Here is a 25,501-nt window from a genome sequence, read left to right on the forward strand (position 1 = left end):
CCCCGGACACACGGCTTAGAAGGCCGTTGCTCTATCCAACTGAGCTATGAACCCACACTAAAACGATACTGGAGCGGATGATGAGAATCGAACTCACATAACCAGCTTGGAAGGCTGGAGTTTTACCACTAAACTACATCCGCATGCTTTAATCACCAAAATTTTATATTTTGTGTCATTAGAGTACTCACAAACTTTTAGTTTTTGAGCTTCCCCTATCTATATAAAAGTGGTCGGGGTGGCAGGATTTGAACCCGCGGCCCCCTGGTCCCAAACCAGATGCGCTACCAAACTGCGCTACACCCCGCTTTCACTGACGAAGATTAGTATAAAACATATGGAGTTCATAGTCAATAGATATAACATATCATTATTCTTAATAAAACAGTTTTTTCTCTTTTTTTCTCTCTCTTTCTTCCTTTTTCTATAGGTTTCACTTTTTTTATTTTCAATTCCATAAATAGCCTTTCAATTATATATTTTCCATCAAAATGAATTTTATACATATTTTATTAACGAAAAAAGGCTTAAAATTATACATTTCAAGCCTTTTCTCCTATATTTCTATAATCTTAGCACGAACCCCATCTTCTTCCACCTGTAATATGCCATAGGAAGCTTTGCTCCCCCTAGGTTTAGTAAGACTACCTGGATTCATTATTAGTACATCTTCAGTTTCTTCCTTTAAGTTTTTATGGGTATGACCATATAGGGCCACACTACATCCTAAGCTTTTAGCCTTGTAATATAAATTATTTAAAGTCATTTTCACATTATACTGATGACCATGGGTAAGTAATAATTTATGACCTTCTATATCCAGTATCATTTCATCCTCTGCATAATCTTCGTAATCACAATTTCCTCTTATTCCTACCACTTCTAATCCTAACTTATCATTTATATATACGGCATCTTTAAAATTGTCCCCTAAATGTATACATAAATCTACTTCTTCTTTTTTCACTATTTCTTCTGCTATAGTGGTATTTCCATGGGTATCACTAAGTACTAATATCTTCAATACAATACCCCCTATAACAACTCTACTAGTTTCTCTCTTAATTTCACTAAGGCATTAGCCCTGTGGCTAATCTTATTTTTTATATCTGAACCTAGTTCTGCAAAGGTCTTGTCATATCCGTCTACTATAAATAGGGGATCATATCCAAATCCAGAATTCCCCTTTTTTTCATATCCTATCTGACCTATACATTCTCCTCTAACATGGAACTTTCTGCCATCAGGAAAGGCCACAGATATGACAGATACAAATCTAGCTCTTCTATTTTCTTCCTTTTCTAGCATATCTATTAATTTGTTATTATTATCATCATCTGTAGCATTTTCCCCTGCAAATCTAGCTGAATATACACCAGGCCTATTATTTAGAACATCCACTTCTAATCCAGAATCATCAGCTATTACTACAGCATTGATTCTATTCATAACTTCTACTGCCTTCTTCATAGAATTTTCTTCAAAAGTTTCTCCATCTTCAACTACTTCTAAATCTCCTAATCCAACTTGGTCTAGACTCTTAATATTAATATTAAATTCCTTCAATATTTCACCAATTTCTTCTAATTTATGTTTATTTCCTGATGCTAACACCATCTCTTTCATTTTATTACTCCTCCATACTTTTTACCCTATCAATTGGGCCACAGAACCTAGGGCTTCCCTTTGTATTTCATTTAATTCTCTATTACCCTTTTCTGCTAATTCTAATAATCTATTGAGTTCATCCCTTGTAAATGGACTTTCTTCTCCAGTTCCCTGTACCTCTACAAATTCACCCTTATCTGTCATAATAACATTCATATCAACCTTTGCCTTTGAATCTTCTTCGTAACATAAATCAAGTACAGGTTCTCCCTTAACTACTCCCACACTAATGGCAGAAACCATGCTCTTTAAAGGCATTTTCTTAATTGCCTTTTCTTCATATAGTTTATGTAAGGCTAGTCCTAATGCTACAAAGGCTCCCGTAATAGATGCAGTTCTAGTTCCTCCGTCTGCCTGCATAACATCACAATCAATCCAAATAGTCCTTTCTCCTAGGGCGTCTAAGTCTACTACAGATCTTAATGCTCTTCCTATTAACCTTTGAATTTCCTGTGTTCTACCTTCTACTTTACCTCTGCTAGACTCCCTTATCTTTCTAGATTGGGTAGATCTTGGTAGCATAGAGTATTCTGCTGTTACCCATCCTGTTCCTTTACCCTTTAAAAATGGAGGTACTCTATCTTCTATAGAAGCTGAACATATTACCTTCGTATTTCCCATTTCTATTAAAACAGACCCCTCTGCATATAATAGAATATCCTTATTAATTTTAGTATTTCTTAATTGATCTATTTCTCTACCGTCAAATCTACTCATTTCCATCTTCCTCTCGTTTCCTTTGTTAAGGCATATTCAAAAAATAAATTAGTCATTTCACTGGTTATTTGAATTATTTTCTTCGTTATGGAATCGCTTACATATGTTTAATATGGTCGCTCACCATGCCTCGAAAATAATCCAACTCCCTCAGAGTACTGACTAGTTTATTTCTTTCATATACCTAAAACATATTCATAACTATTTTACCATATCTTTTATTTTCTCCTAAAGATATATTTTTATTGATTTTTAAATAATTATAGATTTCGTAACACTAAGCTTTCTTTATACAGCAACTTGCCTATAAGGGAAACTATTAAAAATCTTTGGAACCCTGGAACGTCACAACATCCTATGCTACTCCAACATGAATCATGAACCTATCTATGAAGATTCACACTTTCGCTTGTGACAAGGACTTGGGTGGAAAAGATTTTCAATAGTTTCCTGAAGTAGGCTCAAATAAAGTAACTTTCCAAATAACAAATCTATCCCAAAAGGAAAAAGCCAATGAAATCATTGACTTTTAATATTCATTAGCAAAGGTTGGCACAGCTACAGGTTCCTTATTTTCTTTCACTTCTAATTTTTTACCATCTTTAAAGAGCTTAACCCCAACCACATCACCATATATTTCTTTTACTGTTAGAGCAAAGTATTTGGATACTTTTTGTGCAAGTTCTTTATCTTCTTCTATTTCACCAATTTCTTCCGATAGATTAATACATGCAACACTATCATTAATCTCTACTCCTATAACCCTAGTTCCAGCTGGAATATCACTATAAAGGCCACTTCCTTCTGGTGGCCCTTCCACTAGTGCATCTAGAGCATTTAATAGGGTCACACCTGTTTGAGCTGTTTTCTTTAATTCTTTAGTCACTGGAACAAAATAGGATTCGATTCCATTTGTAGTACTTTCATAATATACTACAGCCTTATGTTCATTTTCATTATTTCCCACATAATTTATGTCTTTTCTAGTCATACCATCAAGGCCCATATCTGTTCCAAATTGAAATTTGTTCACTTCCTTTCCTTCTATCATAAAATCTACCTTATCTATAGTATTAAACTCTGTTAATGTATATACTATTGATCTAAGTACCATTTCCTCTTCACTTTTTGAGGCAAGGTTTAAGAACTCTTTAGAAAAATTCACTGTACATAATCCATCTTTAATATTCATACCTTTAATTTGGGTACTTGATGGAATAACAGGCATTAAACCCATACCTTCCATTTCAATTTTATTCTCCTCTGTATTAATGAGTTTTTTAAGTGTTGCCTTTCCTATTCCTTCTTCCCAAGGAATTTTTCTCATTACAGGTACTAAAAATCCCTTATCGTCCTTATAATATAAAACAGTGTTTCTAAGACCCTCTTCTTCTAAATTAACCTCTGTACTATCTACTATTTCAGAAGAATCACCATCTTTAAAAATTTCCATTACCATACTTATGGGATTTATATATATGACTACACCAACCATCATTACTAGGACCAAAAGTATGGCTAAAATCCTATTTTTCATAGAACCCCTCCCTAAAAACTATATCTATAAAAAGTATATTAGCTTTTTCCTCAACCTATGTATACTTTTTCTTTTAGAGAAGGATTATTTTAGGTTATAAAAAAACAGCCCTCAAAATTTGAGAGCTGTTTATTCTACAACTTTGAATCAAAATATGCTTTTATACCTTCAAACATGGCTTGGGCAGCCCTTTGTCTATAATCATCTGTAGCTATATTGGCTTCTTCTTTATTATTAGATAAGAATCCCATTTCCGTTAATACGGCTGGCATTTTTGTTTCTCTTATTACTACTAGTTTTGGTCTATGTACAATCCCCTTATCTGGAGCATTTAATACACTTACCAATTTATTTTGCATTATCCTAGCAAAGTTTTTGTTGTCTCTAAATGGGTCATCTCCATTATAAAGAACTTGAACTCCCCTTACTTCACTATTTGGATGCCAGTTGTAGTGCACACTTACAAAGGCATCTGCATTTAATCCATTTGCTATTTTAGGTCTTTCATAAAGACCCACATAGGTATCATTTTTTCTAGTTAAATGTGTTTTAAATCCAGCCTCTTGAAGTAATTTTTCAAGCCTAAAAACCGTATCTAAGGCCACGTCCTTTTCATTTACCCTTATGACAGAACCGTGGGCTCCTGGGTCCTTACCTCCATGACCTGCATCTAGTATTATAAGTTTTCCTTTATACTTAGACCCAGCTATGGCCTGGTTAGTAAACTCTAACATTAGAGAACTAGTACTATTATCCATATAGTCTTTATAAGTGATTTTATCGTATAAGTATACATTTACATAATAGAACTTTCTATCATTCCTTATACTTATATTCTTCACTATGTCATCATACATTTCTAGGTCTATGTCCTGAAGCTTGGCATACTCTTTAGGAACACTTACTTTTAATTTATTTTTAATCCTATCATATTCAATGTGACTCTTTACATTTTCCTCTAATTTAATTGTTAGGGATCCTCTTTCCTGAGACTCCTTGTAGTAATTGATAGTATCTAATGGTTTATTATTTATGTATATTACCACATCATTTTCCTCTGTAGATACGAATATATCTTCGGCACTTTGTCCTTCTTCTAAATCTAGTACGACCCTTACTATTTTATCATCTTTATCATAATTTATATCTGGTTCAAACTGAGCCATCCTTATGGACTTAAGGCCTGCCTTGTTTACATCTATTGTATTTTTATTTGTAGCTAGTTCTGCATTTAAAATATCCACAACCATCCTATTCCCTAGGTTAATAGTATTAATTATAGGATATTCTTGAGTATTAATAACTACTGCATCTATACCTAACTTTTTAGTAATCTCAACATTTTTAACCCTATTGGAGAATTCAATTTTAATTCCCCCTTCTTTTTTATCATAGTATACTCTATGGGATCTTGGATGGGATAAATCAATAACTACCCTCGTTACCTCACGTGGTTCTTTTTCAAACAAGGATGCCCTAATTGAAGCTATACCATTAAAATTTATATCCTTTTTCCACAATCCTGTTATGGCAACATTGGAGTTTGGTATATCTAATGAAGCATTTGGTATATCTACAACCAATCTATCTTGTCCTCCATATTTACTCCCTTCTAAGTACAAATACTTAGAATCTACTTCTCCTGTTGTTTTAATGCTAACATAAGAAGTAGCTCCTATTTCATAATAGGAAATATCTTTAATAGATTGCTTTGGAAGGTCTACTGTAGCTGTCATAGTTTCACCAATCCAGTTTACTTCCATACCTAATTGTTCTACTACAAATCTTAAAGGAACCATGGTTCTATAATTCCCGTTATACCCTAGAAGTTTTGCTGGAACATTATTAGGTAATTTTACTTTTTTTCCATTTACATATGCTGTGGCACTGTCAATTTTTAAAACAATCATTTTATCATCTGATACTATGGTAGCTTCTTGTTTTTCTTGATTCCAAGAAATTTCAGCTCCTAGTTTCTCAACTACAAACCTTATGGGTACTAAGGTTCTGCTTTTGCCCTTTATAGTGTATAAAATAGATGGCACATCAGTGTAGACATCTTCGCCACCCATTAATAGGTTAACGCCTGCTACTTCCTGAGTTTTTTTGGAGATACCATCTACCACTTCTACCATACTTCTCTGCTCTTTTTCCCCAAAGGAAAGCATAGTAGTCGACATGAACATTAAAATAACTAACAATATTGATACGATACGTCTCATGGCATGTCCCCCTAATTTTAATTTTGGCATAATTAGTCAGTATTTTTTAACATATATAATTACAAATCGACTAATTACTCTACTTTAGATTGTATACGTTTTTCTAATGTAATTCAATGTCTATGAAACATTTGTAATATAGATGTAACCACTTAACCCCTTACTCTTATTTTTTCAAAATGTATTTAACATATATTACATTTTTTTCAAGTAATAAATTAAATATTATTTCAAATACTATTATTATGGAGGGACTTAATATGGTAAACATCAATTGTTCTCTAGGTTGCATATATGAAGAAGACGGAAAATGCAATCTAACCCATATTGCATTCTCATCCTCAACTCCTCATGCCGAATGCATGTATTTTATTCCAAAAGCAACATCAGTTCCTTCCTCCCATTTATCTAGTAGCATATATAAAAAAACCGAGTAGGCCCTCGGTTTTTTTATATATGTTATATTTAATTATTTCATATCCATGAATCCAAAGAAATAGTGACCTAACTTAGTTCTTTGTAAGTTAACTAGATTTTCCCTTTCTAAGGCTGGTTGAGTGTAGTAATTAATTGGCATTACTATCATTTCATCCATCATCATCTTTTCTGCATCGTATAACATTTTAAATCTTTCTTCTCCAGTTGTTGACTTAGCCCCTTCAATTAGCCTGTCATACTCTTTATTTTTCCATTGAGCATCGTTATTTCCAGAGTAAGATAACCATAAATCTAACATGGTCATAGGATCAGCATAGTCTCCTAACCATCCAGCCCTTGCTATAGAGAAGTTACCATTGTGTCTTGTATCTTGGAATACTGCCCACTCTTGGTTTCTAAGGATCACATTTATTCCCAAGTTCTTTCTCCACATTTCTTGAACAGCTTCTGCTACAGCTTTATGTTTCTCATTAGTGTTATATATTAATTCTAATTCAGGGAAGCCTTCTCCATTTGGATATCCAGCTTCAGCTAATAATGCCTTAGCTTCTTCCACTTGTGCTTTATTTGGATCAATTCCATAATTTCCAGCAACTTCTCTAAATTCTTTTCCATTATTATCTACTAAGTTTGGAGGAACGAATCCAGTAGCAGGAATTTCTCCACCTAGCATTACATTTTCAACGATTTGCTTTCTATCTATAGCTAAGGTTAAAGCTTTTCTTACCCTCACATCATTAGTAGGCTCTTTTTCTACATTGAATATATAATAGTAAGTTCCAACATATGGGTAAATTCTAAACGCTGATTCTTCCTTTTGAAGTCTTGGAATTTCTTGTAGAGGTATTTCAGATTCAACAAAATCAATATCTCCACTCTCATAAGCTGCCAATGAAGTAGACTGATCTACTATCATTAAAACTTCTGATCTATCAATCATAACTTTGTCCGCTTGCCAATAATTTTGATTCTTTTCTAAAACAATCTTATCCCCTAAATGGTACTCTGTTAAAATGAATGGTCCATTTGATACTGCAGTTTCAGGGTTAATAGCCCATTTTGCTGGATCCTTATCTACCATATCCTTTCTTGCTGGCATGAAAGTATAAAATGCTGTTAATTCTAAGAAATACTGTGTAGGAGCAACTAATGTTACTTCTAAAGTCTTCTCGTCTATAACCTTAATAGCCACATCGTCTAAGGTCCCTTTTCCTTCATAGGCATCTTGAGCACCTTCTATGTAGAATAATTGAAATGCATATTCAGCTGGTTGTGGAATTAAGTTAGGATCTAGGGCTCTCTTCCATCCATATTCAAAATCAGATGCAGTTATAGGCTGGCCATCTGACCACAAAGCATCTCTTAATTTAAATGTATAAGTCTTTCCATCTTCACTTACTTCATAACTTTCAGCTACTGCTGGAACAATCTTTCCATCTACTTCTCTCATTAAACCTTCGAAGGTATTTGTAATAATCATACCTCCATCATGGGCACTATTTTGTTGTGGATCTAGTGTTTTTGGCTCAGTACCTAGATTCCATTTAAATACTTTTTCTGCTTTAGCCTCTTCTTTAACTTCTCCTGTTTCAGGCTTGCTACCACATGCTGCAAAAGAAGTTATAACTAGCATGAAGATAAGGATCAGTGATAATGATTTTTTCAACACAGTATTCCCTCCCGTTTTTGAAAAATTTTGTTGTTTCTGAAAATTATAACATCTTCATAGGTTATTTGTCCAGTTTTTCTGGATAAAAATACCATCTGTACATATATATGTCCTAAAAGAAATTAAATACCATAAATTATTAATGAAAATAAGGATATTTCCCCATATGGTAGGAAATATCCTTATCTTTTATTATATTATTTATCGGTTTTTATTTCTAAAGTAAAGGTAATATCCTCATATCCTGTAGATTTTATAGTCATAGTATAGGTTCCCTTCTTAATATTTTTTATAAACCCATCCGTATGTGGAAATAAGTTTTTATCAAGAGTTATATAATAATTATGGCTTAACATTCTCTTTTCAATCTTATAATTTTCATTTTTGCCATTACTATTTCCATTAAATATAAACTCTGTGATATTACTTTTCCATTCTTCATCATGATTTTCTATTTTAAAGTCCACAGATCCCCATATTTCATAATCCTTCACTTCATCATTTATACTAGGAGCGTCTTTAAGCACTTCTTCATCTGCCTCTACAATTACCTCTCTAGTTACTTCGTCTGCTGTATTTCCAGCCTTATCTGATACATTGTAGTGGATAGTATAAGTACCTACAACTGAAGTTTCTATTTTATCTACTGATTTTCCTTCCTTTGTATAAGTAACTACTGCCTTTAAATCTTTATCCTTATTATCTGTAATAGTTACTCCCTCATCATCGTAATCATTTCCCTTTTTCACAGTTACACTACTGTTTCCTTTTAATTGAATTAGAGGTTTTTCTGTGTCTGATTCTTCTGTAGGTTTTGAACTAGAATCCTTTTCTTTTACTATTATATGTAATTCTTTTTCCTCATAACCTTCCCCCTTTAAAATAATTGTATATTTTTTAGGAGTTTTAAAGTTATTATAATCTAATATTACATAGTAATAATCATCATCTAACTTTTTAATTTCATAATTAGCATCTTTTCTCTCTATTTCTATAGTTCCCTTTTCTAAGGCATCTTTATACTTTTCTGGACCACTAAGCCAAGAATCACCTATTTTAATCTCTAGGTCTTCACCCTTATAAATACTTTCTGTTACTGTCATAACAGATGATGGAACGGACTTTTTCTCAACTTCTGGGTTGGATGGTTCTTCTTTCTTTACATATTTCACTGTATAAGATTCACTAGATTTTAATCCATCCTCATCTGTAGTCTCTATAGTAATACTATTGTTACCTTCTTCTAAAGTCACTTCATACTCAATAGTACCAGCATTTGGTGTAACCTCAGTATTATTTAATTTCACTACTGGATTAATTTTTTCTCCTGAAACTGAATCTGTTGTTTTTACTGTGAATTTAAATACTTGACTATTTACTGTTTCATCAGATAGATTTGTTGTAATCTTTGGTGCTACTTTTTTCACTTCTTGGGATACTGTTGTATTTTTAAATCCATTGACAATAATTTCTATCTTATATGTTCCAAATGTACTAAATAGTGAAGCATTAAATGTTAATTTTCCATCTTCCCTTTGAACCTTATTTAACTCCTTAGACTCTAAAGACCTATTATTTATCTTTATTTCTTGGATATTATTAATCCATCCACCACCATGGCTAAATGTTATTTCCATATCTTTTCCTAGATAATTATCTGTTGTATCTGCATTTAACTGTGGAGCATCATGGTTAAATTGTGGTATTTCTTCTCCTGTTACGGTTATGTTAAATACTTTGTCCTTATATCCAGCTGCCTTAAGTACTATTTCATAATCTCCAGGTTTATTGAAGTTTTTGCCTTTTATAGTAACATTTATAGGACTAATAGTTACTTTACTATCTCCACTTAATTTTTCTTGTCCTAAGTATACTTCTGCTACCTTATATCCATCTATTTGAGATGGAACTTGTGATAAATCAATAACCAGGTCATTTCCAGTTCCTATTTGGCTACCTCCCTGTAATCTAACCTGAGCAGGCACATCCTTAGGATTTGTTACCATGAATTTTATAGTTGATTCTTTATATCCATCTGCAGTGAATTTGACAGTTACCTCACCTGGCGTATCGAATACAGAACCCTTTATTATAAACTTTCCATGTGAAGTGTTTGTATAGTAATCCGTATCTTTTGTTAAGGTCTTACCATTTACTACTATTTTGTTTATGGCCTTAGTCCACTCACTTCCTTGAATAGCTAAATTCTCTGTTTTATTAATATGTTTAATATGTAAAAGGCTTGGTGGTGTTAATAATTGTCCTGGTTTGTCTACACCTATTTCTTTTACTATTTTTTCACTTATTTGTCCATCTTCATATCCATAGGCTACTATTTTTACAGCATATGTTTTTGCTTCCTTAAATAAGCCTCCATCAATGATTATCTTACCCTTTAATATTTTAACTTTATCCTCTGGTACTTTAGAATCATCAATGGTAATTTCTTGTATACTTGTTCTAAAGTCTTGACTATCAGCAAAAGTAATTTCCACATCTTCTCCTAATTTAGTTTCTGGTGCTGAATTTAATGGAATTGCTGATTTTTTAACCCCTACAAATTCACTAGTAAAATCCTTTACTGGCACATTAAATTCTGCTTTTTCATATCCACCTGCTAAAACTTCAATTTTATAATTTTTTTCTTCAGAAACTACTTCCTTATTAATAAGAACTGACAATAGTTCCTTTGTATATTTTTCATTATCTATTACCACATCATTAACTTTCATTTCTTTTATGGCATCAATCCATCCATATTGATTAACTGGAACACTTATCTTCACTCCATCTGTTGTGTTTGCCTCTGTTACAATAAAGTCTGGTAGACTTCCTACCATATGCTGAGTAAGCTCTAAATCTATATAATTTGTTGCTTTTATAACTATCTTATTACTTCCTTTTCTAAATACAGAAGAGTTTATAGTTATCTTCCCCTCATCTATTGAATATTTCTCTCCATTTATGCTAATGTTTCCTACTACTATTTGGGTTATGGCTTCTCTCCACTTAGGATTATCATTTTCCCATGTAATTACCACATTTTCACCTAAAGTACGCTTTGTAGTTTTAGCCCTTGGTACCACATCATTTATTGGATCAATTACAACATTTCCTTTTTCTAATATGAATTGTAACATTTCTTCTTCATATCCATAGGATTTCATTGTAAGTGTTTGTCGGCTTTCGTCCTTAAATAAATTTTTATTTAATACGATCTTATTATTTTCAACTTTGTATCCCCAATTTCCTGATCCTACAGCTTCTTTGCTTAATAGTCCCTTTCCATTTAACATTACACTTTGAATATTTTTTGCAAAATCTTCTGTAACTCCTAATACGTTTATATTTTGTCCTGTTTTATTTGTATCTGGATCAATGGATAAATCAATTGAAGATTTTTCAACGGATACATTCACCTTTGTGTCTTTGTATCCATTAGCCATAATAGTAACTATATTCTTTCCCCTAGTAAATCTAGTACCTTTTAATTCTATTTCTCCATGACCCACTGTATACTCACTATCAAATAATATAGTTGATCCCACTTTGATACTTTCAATGGCATTTGCCCATTTTTCATCTGTAAATATAAGTTTTACCTTTTCTCCTAATTTTCCATCTTCAGGAGTAATAGAAGGTGCAGAAGGTAAATCTATTTGATTAAATGGTTGAACTTCACCATATAGACCATCTTCTAATACATATTTTACATTATATGGTCTATTCTCATAATCCTGAGCATTAGGGTCTTTTAAATAATCTTCAAATGTAACATGTTTATCCTTAGCCTGAGCATCTAAAACTCCATTAGTAAATCCACTCCATGCTACTATTCTATTTTCTCCATCCTTTGTGGCAGCATCCTTGTGAGCACCATTCCAAACTGCTAGTACACTTTTTGAATTTTCTGTTTCTTTACCTATCTTTTGAAGAATTTTGGCATTTGAAACTAATTCAAAATCAAATACTAAATTGGCTAATTGGTCTAAACTTCCACCACCGCCTTCAGAACCTCCGTCAGAGCCACCTCCTCCAGATATGGACGCTCTACTTATAGCATCTATGGCTGGGGATTGGTGTGGACTTGACACTTGGCTTAAACTTGGTGCACTTTGAATTTCATTATCATGGTTTGTAGCAGGTAATCCATAAGTTCCATCATTTTCTACTACTTTAAAGGTCTTTACAAAGTCTTTGTAACCCTTTGCCCTTATAGTTACCGTGTGTGTACCCTTAGTAATTTTTTCTAAAGCTTTATTTTCCAGTCTAACTATGTTAGATACCACATGGTACTCTTCACAATCACCTTTTAATTTTTCACCATCTAAAAGCACTTCATATATGGGATTTTTCACTCTATAATTAAAATCTTTAAGTACAAACAATAAATCTAATCCTTCTACAGGCTTATAATCTGGATGTATTTCAAGTGTACCTTCTTCCACTATATGTATAGTTATATTCTTTGTCTCATATCCTGTAGCATATATTTTTAATCTGTGCTCTCCATTAAAATCTATTGGCCTTGAATCACTATATAATGTAATTTTTCCATCCTCTATTTTAAAATTCACATCTGACTCTAGGTTTTGATTCCCTTCTACATAATCAGATTTTCTTGTTATTCTATATATATTACTCTGCCATTGTTTTGCCTCTACTTCATTATCATCAAAGGTTATCTCCACATGATCTCCATAATCCGTATCCTTTGTATGTAATTCTGGTATTCTATGGTCTACCGCTACTTGTCCTTCGTTTTCCGTATCAAATAATACAGTTTTAGGCTCAATTCTTATTGTTCCATCTTTACCATAGTTTACTTGATGATAATCCCACTTTTTCACAGTCTTATGGGCATGTATTTTACTTGGAGCTGCATATACAGAACTTGCAGATGTTAAAATCTGTGTGGCTATTAATGCAGCTGCTAATTTTTTATTAAGGTTTTTATTAAGGTTTTTATTAAGGTTTTTATTAAGGTTTTTATTAAGCATAATAGACTCCTTTCAACTTCCGTTATTCTTGCATTTTTTAAATGAATCAATTAAAATCCATCCTAAGGAGTTTCACCTTAATTAAATTTTATATGGATTTCCTTTGCTAGTCCTTCAAAATTATCTTGTATATTTTCAAACAAATCCTTTAATAATATTAATTTTATTACCTTAGAACCCCTTTGAATATGATTCGTTGCCTTTCCAACCATTTTTAGTTCTAAATTTTTATCGTCTAATCTGTTTATATTTAACTTTAGTCCTGCTGGAACTGGTGTATCTTTAGGGATGCTAGCCCCTGTAATTCCATCTACATGTCCAGAATTAATAGCTGATGAAAATTTCACATTCTTATCTTCTTTTATGGATAATTTAATGCTATTTTCAATGGCTCCATCATTTCTTTTAGTCTCTTTAAATTCTAATCCTTGGAAAATCAAATCTCCTATTGTTAAGTCTTCTTTTTCTTTTATAAGGTCCTTTTCTCCAAACTTAAATGTTTCTTCTTCATTTCCATTTTTGACCTTTAACTCTTTAATATCTTTTTTAGATACTTCTGTTTTTAAAATAGTTCCCTGTTTATTTACCCTTTTCATGTTTACAGCTTTACCATCTAAGTAAAACTCGTAACCATCTACATTCCCCTTCTTTAAAGTCACAACAGCATATAGTACACTTTCGATTTCCATTATTTCTGTTCTATATGTGTCTATAATTTTATATCCATTATCTGGCTCTGGTTTTGAAGATGAACTTGAGGATGAACTTGAGGAACTTCCTCCACCTCCGCCTCCGCCACCTGAAGGTCTTTTCTTCGATGCTGAAGTTTTTCCATCTATTTTGTCTTCACTTTTCTTAATTCCCTTACCTTTTATATATATTTTTTGATTTTTTGCAACTTTCTTACCGTTTATTTTTACTTCTTTACCTTGAACTTTCAAATCATCTATCTTACCTTCATTTTTTATCTCAATCTCTTTAACTGTTTTCCCAATCTCTAATTTCTTTATGTTAGAATCTTTCATCACTTCTATTTTGGCATTTTTTTCCATCTTCATGCTATCTACTTTTGTATTATCTTTTAATACAACACGTACTTTACCATCCTTTTTAGCAACTACAACTTCCCCAACTGATGAATTACTAAAGTAGATACTATTAAGACCCCCACCTTCTATAAAAACCTTCCCTAATATATGGGAGTTGTTTATTTCAACGTCTCCATCACCTATACCTTCTGTTAAATATAAGTTTCCTTTAACTTTTATATTTTCTAATATGATTCCTTGCCTATTTACAACTAAATTAGATGAAATAACCTTGTCCTTATAAGTTCCCTTTGTATTGTATAGTTCTCCCATAGTATTATTTAATATGGATATACCTTCTGCTCTAGATAAGAGTTTTTTAGGTTTAAAAGTATTATCTTCATATCCACTTAAGTATTTGTTCCCTACTAATATGCCTATGTTATCTCTTGCATAGGATGCAATCTCTTTAGAGTCTTTAAAGGTTAATTTACTATGATCATGGCCATCTAATTTGAAAGCATTAACTACCATAGTACATGCTTCTTCCCTTGTTATATACTCATTAGGCTTAGCTAATAATTTTCCATTTATTTCATAACCCCTAAATATTCCAGCTTCTTTTCCCTTTAACATAGGTTCTTCATACCATTTAGAGGAATCTATATCTTCAAATATATTCTCACTCTTTTCTTGAAGTCTTAATATTTTTCCTATGATAGTTATGAATTCTGCTCTGGTAACAGATTTATCTGGCTTTAGGGTACCATCTTCATATCCACTTATTATTCCCTTTGATTTTAACTTACTCATCATGCCATAGGCCCAATGATTTTCTTCCCCTAATTCCTTTTGTATATTTACATGTTTTTCTTCTATCTTTTTATTAATCTTCTTTTTCTTATCTATGATCCTTTTTACTGGTTCTTTAGCTTTAGTGATTTTTTTTACGCCTTCCTTTGCAGTATCTTTTTTAGATGCACTAGATGTACTATCTGGCAAACTAGCATTGGCAAAAGATGCACTAGTCATAGATCCGAGTATTAGTAGTGCTGTAAAGACATAGATTACAGTTTTTTTCATGTAACACTCCATTTCATAGCCTCCTTATAATCTTATGTATCGATAATGATTATCGTTACCAACATTTTTATATGATACCACACTGGTTTTGACATATCAACAATTATTCATATGTATTCTGAAATTTTTTTCAATATATGAGTAATTTTTACATATTTTTTAATTATTAACAGTATATAATCCTCTAACTCCTCATTTTCCCCAATAAAAAAAACTAGGAAATTATATTTCCTAGTTTTTTATTTAACTTATCCTTGTATATCAGCAAATCCAAAGAAGAAATGTCCAAGTGGAGTCATTTCCCAACCTGTTACTTCAGGTTTAACTAATACTTTTTTAGTATAATAGTAAATTGGCATTACTATCATTTCATCCATCATCATCTTCTCTGCATCGTATAACATCTTAAATCTTTCTTGTCCAGTTTTTAACTTAGAACCTTCAATTAAGTTATCATATTCTTTACTATCCCATTGTGCATCATTGTTTCCTGAATAGGATAACCATAAATCAAGCATTGTCATAGGGTCAGCATAGTCTCCTAACCATCCAGCTCTGGCTATGGAGAAGTTTCCACTATGTCTAGTATCTTGGAATACTGCCCACTCTTGGTTTCTTAATTCCACACTGATACCTAGGTTTTTTCTCCACATTTCTTGAATAGCTTCACCTATTGCCTTATGTCCTTCTGAAGTATTATATAGTACTTCTGCTGCTGGGAATCCTTTACCATCTGGGTATCCTGCTTCAGCTAATAATTTCTTAGCTTCTTCCAGATCAGAAGTTTCTTTAATTCCATAATCTCCTGCTACAGTTCTAAACTCATTACCTTCTGCATCTAATAATCCCGGCGGTACAAATCCAGTTGCAGGAAGTTCTCCACCCTTAGATACGTTTTCAGTTATTTGCTTTCTATCTATAGCCAATGTTAAAGCTCTTCTTACCTTTGGATTATCAAATGGAGCTTTAGTTACATTGAATATATAGTAGTAAGTTCCTATGGAAGGCTTAATTTCAAATCCTGAATTTTTATCTTCTAAAAGTCTTGGTATTTCTTGAGGCGGTACACTTCCTTCATTAGCATGGATATCTCCTGATTCATATGCTGCTAAGTTAGTAGAATAATCAACTATCATAAATGCTTCGATTTTATCCATTTTCACCTTATCAGCTTGCCAATAGTTTTCATTTTTCTTTAATACAATCTTATCTCCTAAAAGATATTCACTTAAAGTAAATGGTCCATTTGATACGGCAGTTTCTGGGTTTGTTGCCCATTTAGCTGGATCCTTTTCTACCATATCCTTTCTTACTGGCATGTAAGTATAAAATGCTGTTAACTCTAAGAAATATGGTGTTGGAGCTATTAACTCAACTTCTAGGGTCTTGTCGTCTATAGCCTTAATTGCCACATCATCTAAACTTCCTTTACCCTCATAGGCATCTTGAGCACCTTTAACATAGAATAATTGGAATGCATACTCTGATGGTTGTGGAATTAAGTTTGGATCTAATGCTCTTTTCCAAGCATACTCAAAGTCTCCTGCAGTAATAGCCTGTCCATCAGACCACTTTGCATCTCTTAATTTAAATGTATAAGTTTTACCATCTTCACTAATTTCATAACTTTCTGCTACTGCTGGTGTTACCTTTCCATTCACTTCTCTCATTAAGCCTTCAAAAGTATTGTTAATTACGTGTCCACCGTCAGCTGCACTGTTTTGCTGTGGATCTAGTGTTTTTGGCTCTGAACCTATGTTCCACTTTAATACTTTTTCACCTTCTACTACTTCTTCTTTCCCTCCACAACCTATTAATGTGGTAAATGCTAGCATTAATACCATTGCCAAGGCAAGTATTCTTTTAGTCATATTATCCCTCCTAAATTTCTGATCCTTTTATGATAATATTTAGTACAAGGTTAACCTTGTACTAAATAACCATACAAAATTATCCTAATAAATGACATGCAGCAAAGTGGCCTTCACTGATTTCTATCATCTTTGGTTCAATTTCTGCACATTTTTCCATAGCATATTGACATCTAGTTCTAAATCTACATCCAGATGGAGGATTTAGTGGACTTGGTACATCTCCCTCTAAAACAATTCTGTTAGTTTCCTTAATCACATCCGGATCTGGCACAGGTATGGCAGAAAGAAGTGCTTGAGTATATGGATGCTTAGGATTATCATATACATCATCACTAGTTCCTATTTCCACAAGTTTACCTAGATACATTACTCCAACTCTGTCAGATATATGTCTAACCATGGAAAGATCATGGGCTATGAATAAATATGTAAGACCTAATTCCTTTTGTAAATCAGATAACATATTTACAACTTGAGCCTGAATTGACACATCTAGAGCTGATATGGGTTCATCACAGATGATAAATTCTGGGTTTACAGCAAGGGCCCTTGCAATACCTATTCTTTGACGCTGACCACCACTGAATTCATGGGGATATCTTACAGCGTGTCCAGGAGATAGACCAACCCTTTCTAAAAGATCATGGATTATTTTTAATCTTTCTTTTCCCGTAGCTATATTGTGTATATCAATAGCTTCTCCTATAATGTCACCTACTGTCATACGAGTATTTAATGATGCATAAGGATCTTGGAATATCATTTGTATCTTTTTTCTATAGGGCATTAATTCCTTTTGAGACATTTTAGCAATATCTTTTCCGTCATATTTAATTTCTCCACCAGTTGGCTCATATAATCTGATTAGGGTTCTACCTGTAGTAGATTTTCCACATCCTGATTCACCAACTAGGCCTAAAGTCTCACCCTTATATATTTTAAAGGATACATCATCTACGGCCTTTACATGTTTTATATTTCCTCCAAAGAAACCCTTCTTAACTTGAAAATATTTCTTTAAATTATTTACTTCTAATAGTATCTGTTTATTTTCCATAACTTACCCCCTCCTTTTTACACCCGTATCTACTTCTATTTTCGGCGCATCCTTATGAAGTAACCAACACATGGATCTTTGTCCTGTTTGTGTTGTGAAATAAGGAGGTTGCTCTGTTTCACATATTCTCATAGTATAAGGACATCTAGCTGCAAAGGGACATCCCTTTGGTGGATTTAATAAATCTGGAGGAGTACCTTCAATTGGAACTAGTCTTTTATTTTCTCCTAAATCCATTCTAGGAATAGATTTTAAAAGTCCCATTGTATATGGATGTTTAGGATTATAGAATATTTCCTCTGTAGTTCCTTCTTCCATTACAAGTCCACCATACATAACAATTATTCTACTACACACATCTGCCACTACTCCTAAGTCGTGAGTAATTAATATAATAGATGTATTAATTTCATCTTTTAATTTTTTCATAAGCTCTAATATTTGAGCTTGGATAGTAACATCTAAAGCTGTAGTAGGCTCATCTGCTATAAGAAGTTCCGGTTCACAGGATAGGGCTATGGCTATCATAGCACGCTGTCTCATACCACCACTAAATTCATGTGGATACTGGTCAATTCTCTCTTCTGGAGAAGGAATTCCTACTAACTTTAACATTTCTATAGCCTTTTCCCTAGCTACTTTTTTATCTACTTTTTGATGCTTTATGATTGATTCCATTATTTGATTTCCAATAGTATAAACGGGATTTAATGAAGTCATTGGATCTTGGAAGATCATGGCTATTTCATTACCTCTAATGGACTGCATTTTCTTTTCAGGTGTGTTTACTAGATTTTCACCTCTAAATAGTATTTCTCCATTTACTATTTTCCCTGGATATTGTAATAGTTTCATTACGGACATGGAAGTAACACTTTTTCCACTTCCAGATTCACCAACTATACCTATAGCTTCTCCCTTTTCTAAAGAAAAACTCACACCTCTTATAGCTTTTATCTCCCCAACATGGGTAAAAAACGACGTTCTTAAGTCTTTAACTTCTAATATATTTTTCAAACTCATCACCTCTATTTACGTAAGCGCGGATCTAATGCGTCCCTTAGACCGTCTCCAAAGAAATTAAATGCAAGCATAGTAATACATATGGCAAGTGCTGGGAAGAACAATTGATGGGGATATGAATTAAGTCCTCCTAGTGCATCACTTGCAAGGGATCCCCAGGATGGCTTTGGTGCCGATACTCCAAGACCTATAAAACTTAAGAAAGACTCTGTAAATATGGCCGATGGAATCATCATTGTCATAGTTACTATAATAGGTCCCATTGCATTTGGAATTAAGTGTCTAAGTAATATTCTCTTTGTGCTAGCTCCTAAAGTTTGGGCTGCTAGTACATATTCTTGTTCCCTTAAGGTTAATATTTGTCCCCTTACAATCCTTGCCATTCTAACCCAATAAATTGTTCCTATGGCCAAAATAACACTAGTAAGACCTGGTTTAAATACAACCATCAATATGATTGCATAAAGTACTAGGGGTATAGTTGATATAATATCTACTATTCTCATCATAGTATTATCTATTTTTCCACCTAAGTAACCTGATATGCCTCCATATATGACTCCTATGAAGAAGTTAACCACACTGGCCACTACGGCCACTGTTAATGAAACCCTTGCTCCATAAACTACCCTTATGAATAAGTCTCTACCATGGGCATCTGTTCCGAACCAATGCTCTGCACTTGGTCCTTCGTTAGTTCTCATTAAATCCTGGTCCGAGAAATTATACTTTGAAATAATTGGACCGAAAATTGCTATTAAAAATATAATTCCTATGGTTATAAGGCCTATCATAGCAAGGGGATTTTTCTTTAATCTTCTCCAAGCATCTTGCCAGTATGTTATGATAGGTCTTTCAATTCGCTCTCTATCCTTATCTGCATGAGGAACTTTTTCCCACATATCTGCAGAAATATTTTTGTTTATATCCATCCTTGTAGCTCCTTCCTATTCATCCAGCTTAATTCTTGGGTCTATTAATCCATATAGTATATCTACTATAAATACCATTACTATTAAAAACATTGCATAAAATATGGTTACACCCATGATTACTGTATAATCTCTGTTATTAACACTTTCTACAAAGTATTTTCCCATTCCAGAGATAGCAAATATTCTCTCAACTACGAAAGATCCCGTAAGTATAGCTGCAACTAATGGTCCTACATAACTTACAACTGGTATTAATGCATTTTTAAGGGCATGTTTACCTATAACTGTAAATTCTGATAATCCTTTAGCCCTTGCCGTTCTTATGTAGTCCTGTTGCATAACTTCAAGCATACTTGAACGAGTTAATCTTGCCACAAAGGATAGTGAAAATCCTGCAAGAGCTATAACTGGTCCTATATAATGCCTCCAAGTACTAAGTCCATGGGATGGCAATAGGTTAAGTTTAGTACTGAAGAAATGAACTATTAATGTTCCTAAAACGAAACTTGGTATGGTTACTCCCAAAGTTGCCATAAACATGGCCAGTTGATCTTGCCATTTTCCTTGTTTCATGGCTGATATGATTCCAATTGGTACTCCTACTATTAGAACTACAAGTACAGATATACCTCCAACCCTGGCTGAGGTAGGGAATGTGCTCTTAATAATTTCATTAACAGTCCACCCAACTCTTTGAAATGACGGTCCTAAATCTCTATTTATTATTACATCTTTTAAGTATATTACGTATTGTTCCCACACGGGCTTATCTAAATTAAATCTAGCCTCCACTACTTTCATTATGGCCTCTGGTAGTGCCTTTTCTCTAGAGAAAGGTCCTCCAGGTGCTGCATGCATTAGGAAAAAAGTTATGGTTATTACGAATAACAGAGTAACTACCATGGATAACATTCTATTAGCAATAAACCTTCCCATCTTATCACACTCCTTTTTTATCTTATATTCTTATTGTTTCCATAAATGTGTTTAAATACGTATATAACAAAAAAATTATAAAGATTTTAAGTCCTTCCTTCAAAATAGTTTTACTATAGGCACCATTCCTCCTCGTTGCAGTTTATGAAATTTTTCGATAATTCACTTTCTTCCCCCAACAATTTCATACAGTATCAGTACAATTCCATACATATTCTATCATATTTTTTTGAATTTTTAAAGTATGTATGCGTGGTAGATACATTCGTTCTTACAATTATAATTGAACCAGTATACAGAGATACAATTGATACAATTTTCTATCAATTCCGCCTATGACGTACATTCAACCACTTATAACCGAATCTTTTAAATTTTTTAGCACTTTTATTTCGTATTTCTACTATATTAGGTTCCAGGAAAACATTTTCTTATTTTTTTCTTAAGATGTATAAAATTACTTCATTCATAATTTGAAGGTTGTCATAGCCCTTCGTTTTTCTCATGATAGCCCCGCAGGAAATCCCAAGACCTTTTTCTTGCCATTTTTATAATCTTTTATAGATTGTGGATTTTCTCCCAATACTTCTTTTACAATTTTACAATATCCTCTTCATGGTACAATTGAACTATTTCCTTTTCTTTCATTATTATTTCTGGATTTTCACCTATTTCATGCATTATATTATATAACTTTTTTGCCATATTATTACTTATATGTCCATTTATAACTAATTTAAATAGATTTATGAAACTTAATATATGTTTTCCCAAAACAATCTCACACAAACCCAATTGCCATTTCATAAGTATAAAGGCTAGTCTAAAGACTAACCTTTAATTTTAAAATAATTAGGCATATTATTTAACCATTTCTTCAAATTCATCTTCACTTATAATATTCACACCTAAATCTTGAGCTTTAGTAAGCTTAGACCCAGCCTCAGTTCCTGCCAATACATAATTAGTTTTTTTACTTACACTACCTGATACTTTACCACCAAGATTTTCTATTATCTCTTTAGCCTCTTTTCTTTTATACTTAGTAAGGGTTCCTGTTAAAACAAAGGTCATACCTTCAAATTTCTTTTCCACAGACTCATCTTGGACTTTTAGGGAATTCATATTTACTCCCACATCCTTTAGCTTACCTATGACCTCCATATTCTTGTCCTCTTTAAAATAGTTAACAATACTACTTGCCATCTTATCTCCTATTTCAGGTATGATTACTATTTCATCAAAGGAAGCTTTTATGAAATTATCCATAGTTTTAAATTCACTAGCCAATAAATTTGCTGCCCTCTCACCTACTAATTTAATACCTAATCCAAATATAAGTCTTCCTAAATCATTGTCCTTTGACTTTTCTATGGCATTTATTAAATTAGTAGCAGATTTTTCACCCATTCTCTCAAGGGGTAATAGTTCTTCCTTCTTTAAATAATATAAATCGGCTATATCCTTTATTAAATCATTATCTAATAATAATTTTACTATAGATTCTCCCAGGCCATCTATATTCATGGCGTTTCTAGATACAAAATGAATAATACTACGTCTTAATTGGGCCAGACAGGATGAATTAACACATCTAGTTACAGCTTCATTGTCTATCCTAATAGTTTTCTCCCCACATACGGGACAATTTTTAGGCATATGAAATTCACCAAGATCCTCTGGCCTTTTATCCATTACTACCCTTACTACGGCTGGAATAACATCTCCTGCCTTTTCTATTATCACATAGTCACCTATCCTTACATCCTTTTCCCTTATGTAATCCTCGTTATGAAGGGTAGCACGACTAACAGTACTTCCTGCCACCTTTACAGGCTCTAATATGGCCGTAGGAGTCAAAGCTCCCGTTCTTCCCACTTGAACTATTATATCTTCTAGCCTAGTTTCCTTCTGCTCTGCTGGGAATTTATATGCTATGGCCCATCTTGGACTTCTAGATCTAAAACCTAATTCTTCCCTTTGGGATAAATCATTTACCTTTATTACCATTCCATCTATCTCATAGGGTAGACTTCCCCTTTTATCTCCAAAATCTTCACAAGTTTTTATTACATCTTCTATGTTGTCACAAATGGTATAATGGGAAACCTTAAAACCTAAATCTTTCAAATACTCTAATCCCTCTGAATGACTTTCAAATTCTTTTCCATCTATGGATTGAATATTAAATACAAATATATCTAAATTTCTCTTAGCTGCAATTTTAGGATCTAATTGCCTTAAGGATCCTGCTGCTGCATTTCTTGGATTGGCAAATAAATTTTGTCCCTTTTCTTCTTGTATCTTGTTTAACTTTAAGAAGTTTTCCTGGGAAATATGCACTTCTCCCCTCACTTGAAGATTAATGTTGTCCTTTAACTTTAAGGGAATAGACTTTACTGTTTTTAAATTATGGGTAACATCTTCTCCCACAGCTCCATCTCCACGGGTTGCTCCTTGAACAAATATTCCATTTTCATATTTTAATGAAACGGATAAACCATCAATCTTTTGTTCTACCACATATTGAATTTTATCACTTATTACCTTTTTCACCCTTGAATGGAAATCTCTTAGATCTTCCTTATTATATGAGTTCCCCAAACTAAGCATAGGGACACTATGTATCACCTGATTAAAAGACTCTAGGGCTTTTCCTCCCACTCGCTCTGTAGGGGAATCTACTTTTTTCAAGTGTGGAAATTTTTCTTCTAGCTCTATTAATTCATTTAACATCATGTCATAGTCATAATCAGATATTTCTGGACTATCTAATACATAATATCTATGATTATGCTCATTTATTTCACTTATCAATTCATCTATTTTTTTCTTTGCCACTTCTTTATCCATAACTACCTCCAAAATATTAATTAATCCAACAGACATATTTTATCATAAAAAGACAATAATTAATTCAACCTTTGTCTTTGATGATTATTCCTCATAAATATGTATTTTATAACCTTTTAATACTTCTACCATATTATATGTTTTTCCTGTTTCCTATAATAATATTTATAGATTTCTTGATTTTAAAATTGTTTTATATAGTAACTTGCCTATAAGGGAAAATATATTGAAAATCTTTGGAACCCTGGAACGTCACAACATCCTATTCTACTCCAACATGACTTATGAACCTCTCTACGAAGATTCACACTTTCGCTTGTGACAAGGACTTGGATGGAAAAGATTTTCAATATTTTTTCCTGAAATATTCACACATAAAGCTTGTTTATAATCAAGAAATCTGTATAACCATTTAAAGTTTAGGCACACCAATTTGGGACAAGGGGCATATTATATTATTGCAAAAGGACATACATAATGAGGGAGGTGAGAATATAAATGAATAGAGCTTCCAATTTTAAATTTGAATATATACCTAATCCAGTATTATTAAACGATGAACAACAGGAAGAATTTGATAAATTTAAAGCCCAATATGCAGATAAACCTAATAAATATATTCTAAGGGAAATGATGAGAGTAAAGGCCCAAGTACCTCAAGAGATGGTAGAAAAACATATTAAAAACCTTGATCTCATATGTGAAATGGAGGGATTTGATAAGGAAAGAATCCAACCAAGGGTAGATATGGTTAAAAGTTTACTAAGGATAAACATGCCTTCTCAAAATACAATCCAATCAGCAGAACCTATTGTAGATAGTCAAATTTTCTTCGGTGGTGCTTTATTACTATGGTTTTTAGCCCTAGCTGCCATATGGCGTTATCCATATTATAGGACCCCATACTATAGATCTCCTTACTACAGAAGATCTTATTAGGTATATGAAAGAAATAAACTAGTCAGTTCTCTGAGGAATTTGGATTATTTTCAAGGCATGGTGAGCGAGCATATTAAACATATGTAAGCGATTCCATAACGAAGAAAATAATTCAAATAACCAGTGAAATGACTAATTTATTTTTTGAATATGCCTTAATACTAAAAAAACAATAAGCCCCTTAGTATTAACCATAAGGGGTTTATTGTCTCTATTAACCTTTGAACTTTAATTTCTAATTACTATGTCTATGGTAATCATATATGGAAAATACATTTAATTTCCTATCTTTCTTTAATATCCTCCAAATCCACCACAGAATCCAGGACAACAGAATAGTACTACTAGTAATAGGAAGAAGAATAACAATTCACTACCACTATTAAATAAACCACAACCTCCACATTGCTTATCAGCCATTTAATCCACCTCCTTTATTCAGGTATGTAGATTTTAAATTTGCTGAATCACTATATGTGTTCTTTTTTCTAATATAATTTATGCATAAACGAGCATATATGT

16 protein-coding genes, 2 tRNA genes and 1 pseudogene are annotated in these 25,501 nt (G+C 32.8%); 1 reads left to right on the forward strand and 18 read right to left on the reverse strand.

Translation table 11 applies throughout. The features are described 5' to 3' along the window. Positions 1–69: 69 nt before the first annotated feature. The 17 genes and pseudogenes from N4A57_RS02965 to ligA all read right to left on the reverse strand — a co-directional run bounded on the left by N4A57_RS02965 (position 70) and on the right by ligA (position 24,040). A tRNA-Gly gene (locus N4A57_RS02965) sits at positions 70–143 on the reverse strand. Between the two features lie 87 nt (positions 144–230). Next, positions 231–307, reverse strand: a tRNA-Pro gene (locus N4A57_RS02970). 249 nt (positions 308–556) lie between these two features. Next, positions 557–1,024, reverse strand: a complete 468-nt coding sequence (locus tag N4A57_RS02975) for a metallophosphoesterase (protein WP_293656023.1) — start codon at positions 1,022–1,024, stop codon at positions 557–559. An 11-nt stretch (positions 1,025–1,035) separates the two neighbouring features. Further along, positions 1,036–2,385, reverse strand: a pseudogene (gene rph, locus N4A57_RS18625) (ribonuclease PH). Positions 2,386–2,914: 529 nt separating this feature from the next. After that, complete coding sequence (locus tag N4A57_RS02990) at positions 2,915–3,922, reverse strand: GerMN domain-containing protein (protein WP_293656029.1); 1,008 nt, start codon at positions 3,920–3,922, stop codon at positions 2,915–2,917. A 134-nt stretch (positions 3,923–4,056) separates the two neighbouring features. Continuing rightward, the gene (locus N4A57_RS02995; protein WP_293656030.1) at positions 4,057–6,144 is read right to left on the reverse strand and encodes an N-acetylmuramoyl-L-alanine amidase family protein; all 2,088 of its coding nucleotides are present in this window, start codon (positions 6,142–6,144) and stop codon (positions 4,057–4,059) included. Between the two features lie 469 nt (positions 6,145–6,613). Further along, positions 6,614–8,251: a peptide ABC transporter substrate-binding protein gene (locus N4A57_RS03000; protein WP_293656032.1), complete on the reverse strand. Its 1,638-nt coding sequence runs from the start codon at positions 8,249–8,251 to the stop codon at positions 6,614–6,616. A 197-nt stretch (positions 8,252–8,448) separates the two neighbouring features. Further along, a complete protein-coding gene (locus N4A57_RS03005) occupies positions 8,449–13,251 on the reverse strand; it encodes a hemoblobin-interacting domain-containing protein (protein ID WP_293656033.1) in 4,803 nt (1,600 codons plus the stop codon). A 77-nt stretch (positions 13,252–13,328) separates the two neighbouring features. Further along, the gene (locus tag N4A57_RS03010) at positions 13,329–15,374 is read right to left on the reverse strand and encodes an S-layer homology domain-containing protein (RefSeq protein WP_293656034.1); all 2,046 of its coding nucleotides are present in this window, start codon (positions 15,372–15,374) and stop codon (positions 13,329–13,331) included. A gap of 236 nt (positions 15,375–15,610) precedes the next feature. Continuing rightward, the gene (locus N4A57_RS03015) at positions 15,611–17,233 is read right to left on the reverse strand and encodes a peptide ABC transporter substrate-binding protein (protein ID WP_293656035.1); all 1,623 of its coding nucleotides are present in this window, start codon (positions 17,231–17,233) and stop codon (positions 15,611–15,613) included. Positions 17,234–17,312: 79 nt separating this feature from the next. Continuing rightward, the gene (locus N4A57_RS03020) at positions 17,313–18,293 is read right to left on the reverse strand and encodes an ABC transporter ATP-binding protein (RefSeq protein ID WP_293656036.1); all 981 of its coding nucleotides are present in this window, start codon (positions 18,291–18,293) and stop codon (positions 17,313–17,315) included. A 3-nt stretch (positions 18,294–18,296) separates the two neighbouring features. Continuing rightward, positions 18,297–19,310 carry an ABC transporter ATP-binding protein gene (locus tag N4A57_RS03025; RefSeq protein WP_293656037.1) on the reverse strand — a complete coding sequence of 338 codons (1,014 nt, stop codon included), beginning with the start codon at positions 19,308–19,310 and terminating at the stop codon, positions 18,297–18,299. A gap of 11 nt (positions 19,311–19,321) precedes the next feature. Beyond that, complete coding sequence (locus N4A57_RS03030; protein WP_293656039.1) at positions 19,322–20,248, reverse strand: ABC transporter permease; 927 nt, start codon at positions 20,246–20,248, stop codon at positions 19,322–19,324. 15 nt (positions 20,249–20,263) lie between these two features. Next, positions 20,264–21,187, reverse strand: coding sequence for an ABC transporter permease (locus N4A57_RS03035; RefSeq protein ID WP_293656041.1), 924 nt, complete (start codon positions 21,185–21,187; stop codon positions 20,264–20,266). Between the two features lie 502 nt (positions 21,188–21,689). Then, positions 21,690–21,770, reverse strand: a complete 81-nt coding sequence (locus tag N4A57_RS18630; protein WP_442863853.1) for a hypothetical protein — start codon at positions 21,768–21,770, stop codon at positions 21,690–21,692. Positions 21,771–21,778: 8 nt separating this feature from the next. Next, positions 21,779–21,961, reverse strand: coding sequence for a hypothetical protein (locus N4A57_RS03040; RefSeq protein WP_293656043.1), 183 nt, complete (start codon positions 21,959–21,961; stop codon positions 21,779–21,781). Positions 21,962–22,048: 87 nt separating this feature from the next. Further along, positions 22,049–24,040, reverse strand: coding sequence for an NAD-dependent DNA ligase LigA (gene ligA / locus N4A57_RS03045; RefSeq protein WP_293656045.1), 1,992 nt, complete (start codon positions 24,038–24,040; stop codon positions 22,049–22,051). A gap of 498 nt (positions 24,041–24,538) precedes the next feature. Here ligA and N4A57_RS03050 point away from each other — a divergent pair, with 498 nt between their 5' ends. After that, positions 24,539–24,979, forward strand: coding sequence for a hypothetical protein (locus N4A57_RS03050; RefSeq protein WP_293656046.1), 441 nt, complete (start codon positions 24,539–24,541; stop codon positions 24,977–24,979). Between the two features lie 294 nt (positions 24,980–25,273). Here N4A57_RS03050 and N4A57_RS03055 read toward each other — a convergent pair whose 3' ends face one another. Next, entirely contained in the window at positions 25,274–25,399 is a 126-nt protein-coding gene (locus tag N4A57_RS03055; RefSeq protein ID WP_293656047.1) for a hypothetical protein, read from the reverse strand. Positions 25,400–25,501 lie beyond the last annotated feature (102 nt).

Origin of the sequence: Anaeromicrobium sp. (assembly GCF_025210435.1) — a bacterium.
Classification (GTDB): Bacteria; Bacillota; Clostridia; order Peptostreptococcales; family Thermotaleaceae; genus Anaeromicrobium.